At 69.2% G+C, this 16,915-nt stretch carries 11 protein-coding genes; 5 read left to right on the top strand and 6 right to left on the bottom strand.

Annotated features, from left to right (window positions below; all coding sequences use genetic code 11):
- Positions 1-106: 106 nt before the first annotated feature.
- From ABEB17_RS02470 to ABEB17_RS02455, 4 genes are all read left to right on the top strand, one after another.
- Positions 107-541, top strand: a complete 435-nt coding sequence (locus tag ABEB17_RS02470; RefSeq protein WP_345714975.1) for a hypothetical protein — start codon at positions 107-109, stop codon at positions 539-541.
- A gap of 116 nt (positions 542-657) precedes the next feature.
- Positions 658-1,494 (top strand): pyruvate, water dikinase regulatory protein, encoded by an 837-nt coding sequence (locus ABEB17_RS02465; protein ID WP_345714974.1) that lies wholly within the window; start codon positions 658-660, stop codon positions 1,492-1,494.
- Positions 1,491-3,860: a phosphoenolpyruvate synthase gene (ppsA, locus tag ABEB17_RS02460; protein ID WP_345714973.1), complete on the top strand. Its 2,370-nt coding sequence runs from the start codon at positions 1,491-1,493 to the stop codon at positions 3,858-3,860. The genes ABEB17_RS02465 and ppsA overlap by 4 nt, the downstream gene beginning before the upstream one ends.
- Positions 3,861-4,210: 350 nt before the next feature.
- Positions 4,211-7,807 (top strand): hypothetical protein, encoded by a 3,597-nt coding sequence (locus ABEB17_RS02455; RefSeq protein ID WP_345714972.1) that lies wholly within the window; start codon positions 4,211-4,213, stop codon positions 7,805-7,807.
- 43 nt (positions 7,808-7,850) lie between these two features.
- Here ABEB17_RS02455 and ABEB17_RS02450 read toward each other — a convergent pair whose 3' ends face one another.
- From ABEB17_RS02450 to ABEB17_RS02435, 4 genes are all read right to left on the bottom strand, one after another.
- On the bottom strand, positions 7,851-8,507 hold the full coding sequence (locus tag ABEB17_RS02450; protein ID WP_345714971.1) for a response regulator transcription factor: 657 nt from the start codon (positions 8,505-8,507) through the stop codon (positions 7,851-7,853).
- Positions 8,504-9,676 carry a sensor histidine kinase gene (locus ABEB17_RS02445; protein WP_425551676.1) on the bottom strand — a complete coding sequence of 391 codons (1,173 nt, stop codon included), beginning with the start codon at positions 9,674-9,676 and terminating at the stop codon, positions 8,504-8,506. The genes ABEB17_RS02450 and ABEB17_RS02445 overlap by 4 nt, the downstream gene beginning before the upstream one ends.
- Before the next feature lie 9 nt (positions 9,677-9,685).
- On the bottom strand, positions 9,686-10,543 hold the full coding sequence (locus tag ABEB17_RS02440) for a CPBP family intramembrane glutamic endopeptidase (RefSeq protein ID WP_345714969.1): 858 nt from the start codon (positions 10,541-10,543) through the stop codon (positions 9,686-9,688).
- Positions 10,544-10,756: 213 nt separating this feature from the next.
- Complete coding sequence (locus ABEB17_RS02435) at positions 10,757-12,916, bottom strand: outer membrane protein assembly factor BamB family protein (protein WP_345714968.1); 2,160 nt, start codon at positions 12,914-12,916, stop codon at positions 10,757-10,759.
- A gap of 255 nt (positions 12,917-13,171) precedes the next feature.
- On the opposite strand from ABEB17_RS02435, the gene ABEB17_RS02430 reads away from it, so the two are divergent.
- Positions 13,172-14,140: a ThuA domain-containing protein gene (locus ABEB17_RS02430; protein ID WP_345714967.1), complete on the top strand. Its 969-nt coding sequence runs from the start codon at positions 13,172-13,174 to the stop codon at positions 14,138-14,140.
- A 77-nt stretch (positions 14,141-14,217) separates the two neighbouring features.
- On the opposite strand, the gene ABEB17_RS02425 is transcribed toward ABEB17_RS02430, so the two are convergent.
- Both ABEB17_RS02425 and ABEB17_RS02420 read right to left on the bottom strand, forming a co-directional pair.
- Complete coding sequence (locus ABEB17_RS02425) at positions 14,218-15,075, bottom strand: shikimate dehydrogenase (protein ID WP_345714966.1); 858 nt, start codon at positions 15,073-15,075, stop codon at positions 14,218-14,220.
- A complete protein-coding gene (locus ABEB17_RS02420) occupies positions 15,072-16,910 on the bottom strand; it encodes a bifunctional sugar phosphate isomerase/epimerase/4-hydroxyphenylpyruvate dioxygenase family protein (protein WP_345714965.1) in 1,839 nt (612 codons plus the stop codon). The genes ABEB17_RS02425 and ABEB17_RS02420 overlap by 4 nt, the downstream gene beginning before the upstream one ends.
- Between the last annotated feature and the right edge of the window lie 5 nt (positions 16,911-16,915).

Here is a 16,915-nt window from a genome sequence, read left to right as displayed (position 1 = left end):
GGTCGACATGCAAGCGCCTTGCCCCTCAGCACTCGCCCGGCGAACGGCGACGGGGTGAGCACCAGAGCGCTCACACCCAGGACGCGGACAGGTGCATGCTGACCGGATGACGGATGCGGGGCACGCTCACGAATTCTCGTTCTGGGTCGGCGAGTGGGACGTCTTCGATCCGGACGGCGAACAGGTGGGCACGAACCAGGTCACCGCGCTGTTCGACGGGCAGGTGCTGTGCGAGCGGTGGGTGGGTTCGAGCGGCGTCGAGGGCATCAGCCTCAACTCCTGGGACGCCGACCGAGGTGCCTGGCACCAGACCTGGATGGACTCCACCGGCTCGACGCTGCTGCTGGACGGCGGCGTCCGGGACGGTGCCATGGTGCTGGAAGGGGACAGCCCGGCGGGCTCCGCCGCAGGCGTGCAACGGCACCGGATCACGTGGTCGCCGTCGGCTGGCGGTGACCAGGTCCGTCAGTTCTGGGAGGTCTCACCGGACGACGGGACGACCTGGGAGACCGCCTTCGACGGCCGCTACCGACGGCGCTGATCCGTGCGAGTCGTCGCTTCAAATCCGGACCTGAGTACCGCCGTTGACCCGGGTCGTCCAAGATAGGCGCCGGGCCGCGCAAGCGAGTCCGACGCACTCGATGGAGAGGAGGCCCGATGCAGGACGAGCCCGTCCCGGTGTTCTTCCTCTCCGACAGCACGGGCATCAGCGCCGAGACGATGGGTAATGCGCTGCTCATCCAGTTCCCGGACCTCCGGTTCGAACGCCGGCTCATCCCCTTCATCTCCACCGAGGAGGAGGCGCGCAAAGTCGTCGCGATCCTGGACGAGGCGATGGACGGTCCGGTGACCCCGCTGGCCTTCACCACCGCCGCGACCGACGAGATCCGCAAGGTGCTGCTGACCTCACGCTGCCCGATCATCGACTTCTTCGAGCTGCACATGCAGCGGGTGGAGTCGATCCTCGGCGCCTCGGGCGCACGGGTCGCGGCTCGGCTGCACGGCGTCGGTGACATCCAGCGCTACAACTCGCGCATGCAGGCGATCGAGTACGCGATCGAGCACGACGACGGGCAGAGCCTGCGGGCCCTGGACCGGGCGGACGTGATCCTGGTCGCGCCGTCGCGATGCGGGAAGACCCCGACCACGATGTACCTGGCGCTGCAGCACGGGTTGTTCGTGGCGAACTACCCGTTGATCGAGGACGACCTGGAGACCACCGATCTGCCGCGCCCCATCGCCCACCTGGGCGAGCGGTGCTTCGGGCTGATCGCCACGCCAGGCAGGCTGAGCGAGGTGCGTCAGCAGCGCCGTCCCAACTCGACGTACGCCTCCCTGGAGCAGTGCACCAAGGAGCTGCGACGGGCCGACGCGCTCTACCGGACCCACGGCATCCCGGTCATCAACTCCACGACGAGGTCGGTGGAGGAGATGTCCACGTTGATCCTGCAGACCCTCGGTACCCGACCGTCCAAGGAAAGAGGTCGTCCATGACCAACGTGCTGTGGTTCTCGAGCCTGGGCATGGCCGACCTGGACCAGGTCGGCGGCAAGAACGCGTCGCTGGGCGAGATGGTCGCGAACCTGGCCACGGCAGGCGTCCGGGTGCCGGACGGCTTCGCGACCACCGCGGACGCCTACCGGCGGTTCATCGCCCAGGAGGGGCTGTCGTCGACGATCGTGACGGCGATGTCGGGGTTGGACACGGAGAACGTCGTCCAGCTGGCCGAGGTCGGTCAGCGGGTGCGGACGGCGATCGTGGCGCAACCGCTGCCGGCCGACGTGGAGGCCGACATCCGTGCGGCGTACGACGAGCTGGTCGCCGGCAACCCGGAGGCCTCGTTCGCGGTCCGGTCCAGTGCCACGGCCGAGGACCTGCCGGATGCCTCGTTCGCCGGCCAGCAGGAGACGTTCCTGAACATCCGGGGGATCGAGGCGGTGCTGGTCGCGGTCCGGGAGGTGTTCGCCTCCCTGTACAACGACCGAGCGATTGCCTACCGGGTGCACCACGGTTTCGAGCACGAGACGGTCGCACTGTCGGCGGGGGTGCAGCGCATGGTGCGCTCGGACGTCGGTGCGTCCGGGGTGATGTTCACGATGGACACCGAGTCCGGTTTCGACGACGCCGTGTTCATCACGTCTTCCTACGGACTGGGGGAGGCCGTCGTGCAAGGAGCGGTGAACCCGGACGAGTACTACGTCTACAAGCCAGGGTTGCGGGCCGGCCGGCCGGCGATCCTGAAACGGGCGGTCGGTGGCAAGGCGACCAAGATGGTCTACACGACCGATGCGGCCGTCGGGCGAACGACCGAGTTCGTGGACGTCGACCTGGCCGAGCAGCACCTGTTGAGCCTGACCGATGCCGAGGTCGAGGAGCTGGCTCGGCACGCCCTGGTCATCGAGGACCACTACGGCCGTCCGATGGACATCGAGTGGGGCAAGGACGGCCTGGACGGCAAGCTGTACGTGCTGCAGGCCCGGCCCGAGACGGTCCAGTCGCGCCAGTCCGCGACCACCATCTCCCGGTACCGGATCAGCGAGCGTGGGCCGCTGCTGGTCGAGGGCCGGGCCATCGGGCAGAAGATCGGTGCAGGGCCGGTGCGGGTCCTGGCCTCGGCCGACCAGATGCGCGACTTCCAGCGCGGCGACGTCCTGGTGGCCGACATGACCGACCCGGACTGGGAGCCGATCATGAAGCGGGCCAGTGCGATCGTGACCAACCGGGGCGGCCGCACCTGCCACGCGGCGATCATCGCGCGCGAGCTCGGCATCCCCGCGGTGGTCGGCGCCGGCAACGCCACGGCCGAGCTGGTCGACGGGCGTGAGGTCACGGTCTCGTGCGCCGAGGGGGACACCGGCTTCGTGTACGCCGGGCTGCTCGACTTCGCCGTCGAGGAGACCGACATGCAGGCGATGCCGGAGATCCCGGTCGGGATCATGATGAACGTCGGCACGCCGGACCAGGCGTTCGCCTTCTCGCGCCTGCCGAACGAGGGCGTCGGTCTGGCCCGGCTGGAGTTCATCATCAACCGGCAGATCGGCATCCACCCCAAGGCCCTGCTCGAGCTCGACCGCCTCACCGGGACGGTCCGCGAGCAGGTCGAGGCCGCGGTGGCGCCGTACGCCTCGCCGCGGGAGTACTTCGTGCAGCGGGTGGCCGAGGGGGTCGCGACCATCGCGGCCGCGTTCGCGCCCAAGCCGGTGATCGTGCGCATGTCGGACTTCAAGTCCAACGAGTACGCCAACCTGATCGGCGGCGACCTGTACGAGCCGCACGAGGAGAACCCGATGATCGGGTACCGCGGCGCCTCCCGCTACCTGTCGCAGGAGTTCCGCGAGTGCTTCGCGATGGAGTGCGAGGCGCTGACGTTCGTCCGCGACGAGATGGGCCTGACCAACGTCAAGGTGATGATCCCGTTCGTGCGGACGCTCACGGAGGCACGCGGGGTCATCGACCTGCTCGCCGACTACGGGCTTCGGCGCGGAGAGAACGGGTTGCAGGTGATCATGATGTGCGAGGTCCCGTCCAACGCGGTCATCGCCGACCAGTTCCTCGACCACTTCGACGGGTTCTCGATCGGCTCCAACGACCTGACCCAGCTGACCCTCGGGCTGGACCGCGACTCCGCGCTGGTGGCAGCAGGTTTCGACGAGCGAGACCCGGCCGTCAAGGAGCTGCTCAGCCTGGCGATCGCCGCCTGCAAGGCCCGTGGGAAGTACATCGGCATCTGCGGGCAAGGTCCGAGCGACCACCCTGACCTCGCCGAGTGGCTCCTCGAGCAGGGCATCGACACGATGTCGCTGAACCCCGACACCGTCGTCGAGACCTGGACCCGTCTCGGCCGGACAGGTCGCCGCTGACCTCGCATCGACGCGCCCCCCGGGGGTGAGGGAGCCCGGTTGGGGCTTCACCCGAATGCACCAGTCCTGGGCGCTCAGGTTCACCGTGCGTGATGCCGACGAGGTTCAGGCAACGCTGCAACGGGGGGACCCATCGACCGATGGGGCGACTGAGTGGCGGGCCGACCTCGCTCTACGTCACCGTGCGACCGCTGGGGATCTGCACTCGCCCAGGGGTGGCGCCGTGATGGCTCGAACCCTGACCGGAGCCGGTCAGAGACCGAGACCGACGATCCGTGAACCCGACGCTGTCAGCTGGCAGGCGCGGAGCAGGACCAGGGCGGTGACGACCTGGCCGAGAGAGGAACCTCATGTCCTGGTCCGCCTGGCGCCGCAACCGGTCCGCTGCCCCTGCTCGACGCACCCGCTGGGCTGGTCGCGGTCGCCGGGCGAGCCTGGCGGGCGCGATCGCCGCGGCCCTGCTGGTCGGGCTGCCGGCGGCGCCGGCGTTTGCGATCCAGACGATCGCGTGGACGACGGCTCCTCCCGCCAGCGTGACCCTGGGCCAGCCGATCTCGTTCGCCTGGTCCGGCACCGCGAACACGTTCCTCGGGGCACGCATCACCGGCTGCTTCGCGAACTTCCCCGACGCCCCGAACTACACGAACACGTTCGGCGGGAACTTCACCACCGGCAACTGCAACTACACCAACCGGATCGTCACGACCAGCCCGACCTACACCGTCGTCGTGGGATTCAACCTGAGCACCGGCGGCCAGATGACCATGTCGTGGAACATCAGCGTGAACGCGGTGTCCCCGACCCTGAACAACGTGCCATCGTCCCTGGCGCTGACCGCCACCAGCGCCAGCGGTGCAGCGGTCCCGCCCTGGAACGTGTACGGCAGCGATGCGGTGTACGGCGCCTACTCCGCGACGTGCACCCCGTCGGCCGGCACCGTCCTGCCGGTGGGGACCACGACCGGCAGCTGCTCGGCGACCAACCCCGGCGGGCGCACGACCACCCAGTCGGTCCCGATCACGGTGGCCAAGGGCACCCCGAGCATCAGCTGGTCACCACCCGGCCAGATCAGCTACGGCCAGCCGCTCGCCTCGCTGCTGACTGCTGCCATGGTGCCACCGGACGCGACCGGGCCGATCAGCTACGCCGTGAACGGCACGCCCGTGGACGGCTCCACGGTCCTGGACCCGGGCAACGGACAGGCCATCACCGCGACCTACAGTCCGACCGGTGCGGCAGCCAGCTCGTACACCTCGGTCAGCATCGCCCGCAGCATCGACGTGATCGCCAACGCCCAGTCGGTCGGATTCGACACGGTCCCGACGACGGCGACGGTAGGCGACCCGGCCTTCGCGGTGACTGCCACCGGTACGTCCGGCGGGGGACCGGTGACCATCACGACCGCCCCTGGCAGCGAGTGCACGGTCGCGCCGAGCAGCTCCGGGACGTCTGCCACAGCCGAGGTCACCGTCACCGGGGCCGGGGCGTGCGTGCTGCTCGCGGACCAGGCCGCCGCGACCGGCTACACGGCCGCCCCGCAGGTGCAGCGCTCGGTCACCATCGCCCGGGCCACCCCGGCGCTGAGCTGGGCTCCGCCGTCGCAGATCACCTACGGCACAACGCTCGCGGACCTGCTCGACGCCTCCACCCCCGTGGCGGGAACGTACTCCTACGTCCTGAACTCCCAGCCGGTCACCGGCGCCACGGTCCCCGACGCGGGCAGCGGGCAGGTGCTCCAGGTGATCTTCATCCCGGCCGACCTCGACGACTACACCACCGCGACCACCAGCCGCTCACTGACGGTCGGCCAGGCCGAGCAGACGCTCACCGTCGGCCCGGTTGCCGACCACGTGTTCGGTGACGAGCCCTTCGGCCTGGTCGTCGCCGGCGACGGCCCCGGCGCCGTCACCACCACGGCGGACGGCGCCTGCACGGTCGACGACCTTCAGGTCACGATCGTCGCTGCCGGGGACTGCACGATCACGGTCGCCAAGGCCGACACGGCCAACTACCTGCCCACCGAGGCGGTGACCCGCACCTTCAGCACCGCGAAGGGCACGGTGGACCTGCAGTGGGCCGCGCCGGCAACCATCAGCTACGGCACCGTTCTGACGGGCGCGCAGCTGGATGCGGCCGCCGTCGCCGCCGCGGGCGACCCGACCGGTCAGATCGACTACACCCTGGACGACGGGACGCCGGCCCTCGGCGCCTTCCTGCACGTCGGCGACCACACCCTGCACGCTCAGTGGTCGGCCGTCGGTGGCTCGTCCGGTAACTGGGAGGACGCGACTGCCGCCGTGCAGCTGCACGTCCTGTCCGCCGACTTCACCAGCGGTGCGCTGGCCACGATCACCGGGACACCGCGGGTCGGCCAGCCGTTGACCGCCAGCACCGGCGACACCGTCCCGGCCGCCGACTCGTACTCCTACCGCTGGTTCGCCGACGGCCAGCAGGTCGCCGGCGCCACCACGAGCACGTTCACGCCCACGGTCCGCGAGGGCGGGAAGGCCATCTCCGTCGAGGTCACCGCGACCAAGACCGACTACGTCGACTCCGTCAGCCTGTCCGACCCGACGTCCCCCGTGAGCGGTGGCAGCATCGCGGTGCCCGCGCCGGTCATCGGCGGCACCGTCGCCGGCACGCCGGTGGTGGACGGGACGTTGTCCGCCTCCCTGCCAGCGGGATTGGACCCCGCGGACGCCAGCGTCGACTTCTCCTGGTCCCGCAACGGATCCGTCGTCGGCACCGGTGTCAGCTATACGCCGACCCCGTCCGATGTCGGACAGCCGCTGACGGTCACCGTCACCGCCGGCAAGGCGTTCCTGGACGACGCCACCAGCACCGCCAGCACCGCTGCGGTCGTGAAGGCGCACTTCGCCACCGGTCCGACCGCCGGCATCTCCGGCACCGTGAAGGTCGGCCAGACCCTCACGGCCGCCGCGGGGAGCCCGACGCCGACTCCGGACGGCTACCAGTACCAGTGGTACGCGGACGGCACGCCGATCAGCGGCGCCGACCACGCCACCTACGCCCTGACGTCGGCGCAGACGCACGCCCGGGTCAGCGTCAAGGTCACCGCGGTGCGCGCCGGCTACACCGCCGCATCGAACACGTCCGCGCCGACCAGCCAGGTGGCGACGAACCTCGCCCCGACCGTGCACCTCGGGGTGGACCGGGCGAAGCTGCGGCGCGGGCAGTCCGCACGACTGACCTGGACCTCCGCCGAGGCCACTCGGCTCACTGCCAACGGCGGCTGGACCGGCAGGAAGTCGGCCGCCGGTTCGGCCACCGTCAAGCCCACCGCGCTGGGCGCCACGACGTACGTGCTGCGCGCGGGCAACGACAACGGCACCACCACCGCGCAGGTCACCGTCCAGGTCACCCGTCCCGCCACGGTCCTCAAGGTCACAGCCAGCAAGGGACTGCACCTGGTCGGCACCCGGATCCGGGTCACCGCAACTGGTCTCGACTCCGGTGAGACCTACACCGTTCGCATCGCCGGCACCCGCGTCGCCACCGGCACCGCGACTCGCGCCGGGCAGGTCGACCGGACCGTGACGATCCCCACTGGGCTCAAGCAGGGCGCCGCGATGGTGACCGTCACCGGTTCGACGGCCGACCGTGCCGGCGCCGTCACCGTTCGGGTCGTGACGCCCCGACGCCTCGGGCTGACCTTGGCGCACCACGACGTCCGGGCCTCGGACACCCAGCGCTACACCGTCCGTGGCCTCGCCGCGGGCGAGAAGGTGACCGTGTCCTACCAGGGCAAGCGGGTCTCACCCAAGGCCGCGCGCGCCGACCGCCACGGCACCTACACAGGCACGTTCGGGGTCGGCATGTACTGGGGGACCAAGTTCGTCACGGTCAAGGGTCAGTTCGTCGGCCGCACCGCGTCCCAGACCTTCCAGGTCGTCCAGCGGTGCACCACTGGGCACATCTGCCGCTGACCAGCACGGACTGTCAGACGCCGCCGGAGTGCGCTCGGACGACCTACGGGCCTCCGGGAACCGCGTGGCCGGCTTCGTAGGCGTACATCACCAGCTGAGCTCGGTCGCGGCAGTCGAGCTTGGTGAGCAGGTTGCTGACGTGGGACTTCACGGTCCCGTATCCGAGGTGCAGCTCGGCGGCGATCTCGGTGTTGGACAGGCCTCGGGCCACGGCCAGGAGGACGTCGTGCTCACGGCCGGTGAGGTTGTCGTCGGGGTTGGGCAGGGGCGGCGGCAGCGCGGCGAGTTGCTCGATGAGCCGTCGGGTGATGCGCGGGTGCAGGAGCGCCTCACCGGCGGCCACGACCTCGATGGCCTCGAGCAGCTGGGTGGGTCGGGTGTCCTTGAGGAGGAAACCGCTCGCTCCCGATCGCAGCGCCTCCATGACCAGGTGGTCCTCGTCGAAGGTCGTGAGCACCAGGATCCGGGTGGCGGCGCATGCCGGGTCGGACAGGATCGTTCGCGTTGCGGAAAGACCGTCCAGCTGGGGCATGCGGACGTCCATCAGGACCACGTCCGGGCCGGTGCGACGGCACACCTCGATCGCCTCGAGGCCGTCACCGGCTTCACCGACGACCTCGATGTCCGCGGCCGAGCGGAGCAGCAGGACGAACCCGGATCGCACCAGTTCCTGGTCGTCGACGACCACGACCCGGATCATCGGGCACTGCCGAGGGTGAGCACGGCATACACGCGGAAGCCTGTGCCATGGACGCCGGCATCGAGGGTCCCATCGAGCAGGCGGACCCGCTCAGCCAGCCCGAGGAGTCCGTGCCCCGAGCCTGGTCCGGGGTTCGATCGCCCAGGTCCAGGGTCGATCACCTCGATGGCGAGGCCAACGGACGAATCCCTGAGTGTGACGGTCGCGGCCGTTGCCGTGGAGTGCTTGATGACGTTCGTCAGCGACTCCTGGACGATCCGGTACGCCGCCAGAGAGCCTGCGGCGCCTAGGTCTGGGAGTACCGAGGGCACGGTCAGCTGGACCAGGAGACCTGCGGCCCGGAGGTCGTCGACGAGGCTTGGTAGGTCACCCAGGCCTTGGGTCGGAGGCCGGGTCCCGTCCCCAGAGTTCTCGCGGAGCATCCCGAGCATGGATCTGGTCTGCTCCAGCGCCCGGCGGCTGGTCTCGGCGATGATCTCCAGTGCCTGCTCGGCGGCGGTGACGTCGGAGTGGATCACGTGGGCTCCCACCCCGGCCTGCACCGCGATCAACGACATGCTGTGCGCAACCACGTCGTGCAGCTCCCGGGCGACCCGGAGCCGCTCCTCGGCAACGGCTGACTCCACCAGCTCGCGCTCCTGGACGCGCTGTTGCTCGCGTCGGGACCGGATCGCATCTCCCAACGCCCACGCCGCAACCAGCAGAGCCAGCGACTGCAGGAGCACCGAGGTGCCGAGGTCGGGGACGTCGAGCAGGGCCAGGCTGACGAAGCTGGTGATGCCGGCGCCGAGACCGATCAGCCCGTCGCGACGCCGGCCGTGAGCTGCTAGCGAGTAGAGGCTGACCAGGAACAGGAGCGAGAGCAGACCGATGTAGTGGTCGGTGAGGCTGACCACGAGGCAGCCGGACAACATGGCCGCGAACGAGCGCACGGGGTGACTCCGGCGCCAGGCCAACCCGCCGGCGGCGAGCACGGTTGCTGCCACAGCCACGGCATTTGGGGCCTCTAGTCGGGCGTCGACTGTGGCCTCGTCGGCTCCGAGCAGTGCGACCAGGGACGCCACCAATGCGACGAAGCCGAGGGTGGGATCGAGCAACGGAGCTAGCCGCCGCGTGACGACCGTCCACCCACTCCGTCGTCCCGCCACCGCCGCCGGCTGGCCTGTCATGGTCGGAGACTACGCGGCCGCGACGGCGACCGGTCGCCGCTCTGGCCGCGGTGCCGGCGTCCGCCAGACCCGTGCGTAACGCCACAGCACCACCGCGAGAATCGTGACGACGCCGAGGGTGACGACGCCGGTCTCTCCGGCGATGTAGGCGATGTTCGCGCCACCACTCGCTACCACTGCGGCCGCACCCAGATCGAAGACGGTGTTGACGGTGTTGTGGGCGATCGCGACCGGCCAGACTGAGTTCGACCGGTCCCAGATCCAGGCGTAGAAGACCCCACCCGCCGTGATCAGAGCGACCGCAGAGGGCGCAGCGACCCAACCGGGGACCTGGTTGTCGTAGGTGGTCCCGATCAGGATCAGCGGCAGGTGGAAGCAGCCGTGAACCAAGCCTGTCACCAGGGCAGCCCGACGCTTGTCCGGGACCAGCTGCTGCATCCGCGGCAGCAGGTATCCGCGCCAGCCGATCTCCTCACCCAGGATGAACACCGTCCCCATCACCAGACTGATCAGCAGGTTGATCACCCAGTTGGCGGGCGTGTCGTCGAGGTCGACCCTCAGCCGCCCCGCTCCGACGGCGATGGCGGTCCCATAGGCCGCGGCGCACAACACGACCGGGACGACGACGGCGCTCACCCACGTCCCGCGACCGGCCCGGGCGAGCCCGAACTGGCCCCACAGTGCCCTGCGTGTACCGCGGGGAGTGATGGTGAAGGTCAGGATCGTCACGGTGACGGTCGGGACGAGGACGACGAGCATCATGTTGATGTTGGCGTGCGGCAGGGCCAGCACCACGGCGGTGGACAGCGCGTAGGCGATGGCGATGTACGCCGTGACCTCGCGCTTGACGAGCTGGGTTGGGTTCATGATTCAACCCTCGCCTCCGCGGTCGATCTCCCGCTTCTGGCTACAGACCTGACTCTGCCCTGTCTTCAGACAGGGGCGCCCGGGCTGCCCGCCCGTCGCGCAGGGCATTCATCCGCGTCCCGCTGGGCGGTTTGCTGCGGTCTCCGGCTCTTTGGAACGACGACGAGACCGTGCCCCTGGCACGGTCCCGTCATCGCACCGATCTGAGGCGCCCTAGGTGACGACGATCTTGGCGGTGTTCTGTGGGTAGATCGGGTCGTTGTAGACGAACTCACCCGTGCGTTCGAACGTGTGCTGGAAGCTCTCGCCCGGCATGAGCGTGCCGCTGTCGAACTCGTACTCGAAGAACACCACGGCTCCGTGCGCGTAGTGGTTGTCGGCGGGGTTCACAAAGGTGATCGTGGTCCCCTTGGGCACTGTGAGGTTCTGCGGCGACATGGCGTTCTGCGCGACCAGGTTCTCGGTCGTGCCAGGGGCACCCGTCGTGGCGTTCCAGACGCGCCCGAGGGTCACGGTGTTGCCGGCCGCGGCCGCGGTGACCGCTGCCGTCCGGACCTGGTTGCGCTTGGACGGAGGCAGGGGTGTGGCCGCAGGTGCGACCTTCCCGCGAAGCTTGAAGGCCCACAGGTGATCGCCCCGGGGGATGTCCGGGTAGGGCAGCCCGTTCCCGCCCGCGAACACGGCTAGGTACTGCTCACCGTCCACCTCGTACGCGATAGGGCTGGTGTGCACGCCCGCGCCGCACTGGAAGCTCCAGAGCACCTCCGCGGTCTCGTCGTCCATGGCGTGCAGCACCCCGTCCGGTCCGCCCTGGAACATGACGCGTCCGGCCGTGGTCAGGATGCCGTTGCCGTGAGCGAGCGACCAGTCCTTCTCGATGCTCCAGACCACGGTGTTGTCCCTCGGGTCGACGGCGGCGATGCCGCCGCCGAAGTACTCGCCGAGGGGCCGTGACGTGTTGACCCGACCGCCGATGGTGTTGGAGTAGGCGGAGTTGATCAGCCCGTAGCCGACGTAGATCCACCCCGTGTTCGGGTTGAACGAGACGTGGCCCCAATCGGCGCCGCCGCCGGCGCCGGGGAAGATGATCGTAGCTCGGTCCCAGAAGGTGTCGAACGCACCGCCGACCGGGTAGAACGGCACCGGCCTGGTGGGATTGTCCAGTCGGGGCTTCTGGGGCAGGAACGACTCGCCGCCGGGGAACGGCTGCGTGGGAGCGGTCTTCTGCCGCGGATCCTGCGGCACGGGACGCTCCTCGACACCTTGGATGGGCGAGCCGTCGCGGCGGTCGAGGACGAAGTACATCCCGACCTTGCTGCCGTAGACGACGACCTTGCGCGTTCGGCCCTTGACTTTGATGTCGGCCAGGACCGGCGCCATCACGTTGTCGTAGTCCCAGATGTCGTGGTGCACGGACTGGAAGTGCCAGCGACGTTCGCCGGTCTTGGCGTCGAGCGCGATCAGGCAGTTGGCGAACAGGTTGTCGCCGGCCCGTGTCTCGCCGTTGGTCCGCGGGTAGGGGTTGCCGAAGGTCCAGTAGACGAGCCCGAGGTCCGGGTCTATCGCCGGGTGGATCCAGGGGACCGCGCCGCCTGTCTTCCAGCTCTCGCCCTCCCAGGTGTCGTGACCGTACTGACCCGGCCCCGGGACGCTCCAGAACGTCCACGCCAGTTCGCCGGTCTCGGCGTTCAGTGCGTAGGCCCGGCCGCGGGCCCCGGCTGTGCTGCCCTGCATGCCGACGTAGATCAGCCCGTCCCAGTAGACGACCGCCCCGGCCAGCGACCCGATCGACCCGCCGCACTGGCCGTTCGCGGGGTCGCAGGGTTCGGGGTTCTCGGCGCCCGCGTCCTCGGTGAGCAGCAGTGTCTTCCACCGCACGGCGCCCGTGCTCTTGTCGAGCGCGTAGACGTTGTTCTCGCCGGAGATGGTGAAGACGAGGTCGTCGCTCAGTGCGACGCCGCGCATGTTGGTCTTGTCCGCCCCGACGTTCGTCTTCCACTTGACCGCGCCCGTGCGGCCGTCTACCGCGAACACGTTCTGCTGCTGGGTCTGGACGTACAACACGCCGTGCTCGGCGACCACGGTGCTCTGTTGAGGGTTCGTGGTGTCGCCGCCCTCGAGGTTGGTGTGCCAAGCACCGCCGAGATGCTTCACGTTGCGCTTCGTGATCTGCCGCAGCGGGGAGTAGTTCTGGTTGCCGTAGTTGCCGCAGACCTTCGGGAAGTCGCGCCCGACACGACCGAAGCTGGACGGCTGGGGCGGCGCCGCGTGTCCCAGCGAAGCGGCGTCCGCCGGCGCGGCGCCAGCGATCGCCGCGAGCAGGGCCCCACCGGTCGCAGCCGACGACCCGGAGATGAATGTACGTCTGTCCATGGTGCTCCTCAAGACGGGTGAACCATTAGGCGGTACGAACGAACCGTTTTACCCTAAGGAAGGCAGGATCGAGTGGCAACCCCGCTATGTGGCAATCGTGGGTAATGCCCTGGCTCTAGCGTCGCTCTTGCGCAGTTGGTCCGCCTGCACCTATCGTCAGCGTTCATCCTGGGTAACGGTCTGAATGAACCACCTGGTGGTACGCAAGACTGACCCGCAACCGCGCATCGCAGCGCTGGTCGAATGGACGTGATCGTGAGACGACACTGGAAGTTCTCCTTGACCGCTCTCATCGCGATGGTTGTCGGCGCCCTCGCCGCCGCCCTCGTGACGGGGGCGGCGGCCGACGCCCACCCGAAGCCGTCGACAGCGGCCCAGCAGCTAGGGGATCCGGACTACGGGGTCTGTCGAGGTACGAACCCGGCCTGCTACCACGACTGGGGCAACTTCGACCTGACCCAGGGCGTCAAGGTCCTGCTGTACACCAGGACGGCAGGCCCCCGGCACCAGAACCTCGGGCCAGCCTTGGCCCCGGGGCTGAACCCGCCGCTGACCGACGCGAACGCCGCCCAGAAGGGCGTCATGGCACTGGGCGCCAAGTACGGCTTCACCGTCGACTACACGGAGGACCTGGCCCAGCTCGCCAGCCCGAACAACCTCTTCAAGTACAACGCGGTCATCTTCCTCAGCACGAGCCGCGACACCCTCGACGACGCAGCGCAAACCTCGCTGCGGCAGTACATCCGCGGCGGAGGCGGATTCGTCGGCATCCACAACGCCTTCGGTACCGAGTACAACTTTCCCTGGTACGAAGGGCTCCTGGGCGGCGCGAACTACTACGACCACGGTCCCTACCAGACCGGCACCGTCAAGACGTTGACCCGCAGGGACTCGGCGACCAGGGACCTGCCGTCGTCCTGGGGGTACAAGGACGAGTGGTACAACCTCGTGCCGTTTCCGTCCAAGGTGCGCTTCCTGGCCACCGTCGACGAGGACACCCTGCCGAGCGGCTCCACGGGCAGCATGGGCCACCCCGGCCACGGGGACTTCCACCCGGTCGCCTGGTGCCAGTACTACGACGGAGGTCGGTCGTTCCTGACCACGATGGGCCACGGGCAGACCGCCTTCGACCCGACGTCGAGCGACGCCGGTGACCAGAACTTCCAGAAGCTGATCGTCGGCGGGATCCTGTCCGCCGCCGGCGCCAAACCGTTCTGCCAGTGAGACATCAGGGCGACAGCTGAGCGGCGTGGTGCTGCGAGCGCCGGGACGGGTCGTGCGACCCGCCCCGGCGCTCGCGCTCAGGACGCCGTGAGTCGAGCGAAGTCGCGCAGCATGCGCTCGTCGTCGGCCGGCGTGCCGGTGATCAGCTCGAAGGCGTCAACCGCCTGGTAGACGGCCATCCCGCCGCCGTCCAGAGTTGGGCAGCCACGCTCGCGGGCAGCTGCGACCAACGCGGTCTCCAAGGGTCGGTAGACGATGTCGGCCACCCACTGCCGACGCTGGAGCAGCGCGACGTCGAATGGCGTGCCGGGGTGCTCAGCCATCCCGGTCGGGGTGCAGTGGACGTAGCCGTCGACCTTCTCGTTCAGCACGGCGATCGCATCGACGTCCGACGCCGAGCATCGGTCCACCCCGAACAGCTCGCCCAACATGTGCACCAGCGCATCGGCCCGGTCGCGGGACAGGTCGACGACGACCAGCTCCTGCACGCCCAGCGCGAGCAGAGCGTGCCCGACCGAGGCCCCGGCCCCACCGGCACCGAGAAGGACGACGCGGTCGAGGTCCACGTCGGGCAGCCCACGAGTCATGGCCCGGGTGAAGCCTGACCAGTCCGTGTTGTACCCGATGGCGCCCTGCTCGCCGAACACGACCGTGTTGACCGCGCCGAGCTCCCGGGCGCGGTCGTCCAGGAGGTCGAGGTGCTCGATCACCACCTGCTTGCAGGGGTGGGTGATGTTGAGCCCGTCGAAGCCCAGGGCACGTGCGTAACGGACCAGGTCTCCCACGTCGTCCGGATCCAACGACACCGTCCCGAGGTCGATCGTCCGATACACGTAGGACATGCCCTGGGCATCGGCCTCGTTCATGTGCAGGGCAGGTGTCAGCGACGGGCCGACGCCCGATCCGATCAGCCCGGCGAGGAACCGGCGCGTCACCGAAGCCTCCCGGCCACGGTCGACCGGTGCTGGGCCGCCAGCCGCACCGGCGCATTCGGCGCCCCGAACCCGTCGTAACTCAACCGCCGCTCGACCGCCTCGAAGAACACGGAGCCGATGGTGCGCGTGTAGAAGTGCAGGAACTCGCCCTTCTCATCCCGGTCGTACAGCAGGTCCAGCGACCGCAGCCCCTCCAGGACCTCGTCCGCGAGCCCAAACCGGGCCGCTAGGTCGTCGTAGTAGTTGGTGGGAATCGGCAGGGGATCGAGTCCGCGCTCGCGGGCCTGCCGGGCCAGCGCTGCGACGTCCGTGGTGGCGAACGCGACGTGCTGCGGCAACACGCCGGCCGCCAAGCCGCCGGCGTCGGGGCCGACGTTCAGCACCAGTCGGACGCCGTTCTGCCGACTGGACATCACGCGGCTCTGCACCAGTCCGATCGGGCTGGCGACCTCCGTGCTGGTCGTGATGTCGAGTGCCAACAGCCCCGAGTAGAACAGGGTTGCCTCGTCGAAGCTGGACCTGGGGTGGACGAGGTTGACGTGGTCGACCCTGGTGACCAGCTCGATGTCATCCGTCGGCTCCGAGCCGTTCTCGAACTCGACCAGCCAGGCCGGCGTCGCGTCCTTCGGCGCCGGGCAGAGGAAGATCTCCGATCCGTCCGGCGCCGTGACCGCTTCGAGCGGCTGTTCGCCGGCCTGGTTGCGCCGAAACACCTCAGGAGCCATGAGCTCACGGGCACGTTCAACGGCTCGGGTCGGGTCGGGCACGTCCAGGCCCAAGGCGGCGATCCACGGCGCCCGGTCGCGCGAGCCCTGCTCGTTCAGGATGACCCGTGCGGCCCCTTGGGTCCACAGTCGCACCGGCTTCGAGCGGTGATGACCGCGGAAGCGGAACCCGAGCTGCAGCAACGTCGACTCCACGGGATCGGTGGACTCAGCGCGGATCTCGACGAAGTTCACGCCAGTTGGTTCGGACGCCGCCGAGAGGTGGCTGACCCGGCTCTGCGCGACGTCGCCAGCGAGCAGGCCGTAGGTGGCGTCCTCGAGCCAGATCAGCGACCGGAGGGAGTGAGCGGCCGTGCGTACCGTGTCGGTGCGCCGGAAGACGTCGTTGAAGACCTCCAACGACAGAGGTCCGTCATAGCCGCCTCGGAGGACGTGGGCGAGGAAGGCGGGGAGATCGAAGGCGCCTTCCCCGGGGAACAGCCGGAAGTGCCTGCTCCAGGACAGCACATCCAGGCTCATCGCCGGTGCGTCAGCAAGCTGCACGAAGAAGATCTTCTCCGCCGGGATCGCCTCGATCGCGGCCGGGTCGTGCCCGCGAGACAGGATGTGGAAGCTGTCCAGGCAGATGCCCAAACGTGGGTGGTCCACCGCCTGCACCACCTCCCAGGCGTCGCGGTAGTCGCTGATGTAGCGGCCCCAGGCCAACGCCTCGTAGGCGACCCGGACGTCGAACTTCTCGGCCAGGTCGGCCAGCCGACTCAGCTGCCGCACGGCTGTTGCCCGGTCGTCTGTGACGGCCGTCGCCACGTTGCTGCACAGCAGGAGCGTGTCGATGCCGAGACTGTTCATCAGGGCGAATTTAGCTGCAGCGCGCCGCAAGCTCGCCTCAAGATCCGCCTCTGCGACCCCCTCGAAGTCCCGGAACGGTTGGTACAGCTCGAGTCTGAGTCCCAGGCGATCGGCCAGCGCACGAACCTCGGCGGGCGACTCCTCGGCGACCACGAGGTCCGGCTCGAAGAGCTCGATCCCGTCGAACCCGACCTCCGCGCAGGCCTTCATCTTGCTGATCAGGTCCCCACTCAGGGACACGGTGGCCGTCGATCGCCTCATCGCTG

Origin of the sequence: Angustibacter luteus (assembly GCF_039541115.1) — a bacterium.
Lineage (GTDB): Bacteria > Actinomycetota > Actinomycetes > Actinomycetales > Angustibacteraceae > Angustibacter > Angustibacter luteus.
Note: the sequence above shows the minus strand (reverse complement) of the source record. Positions and strands in the feature narration are given on the sequence as shown.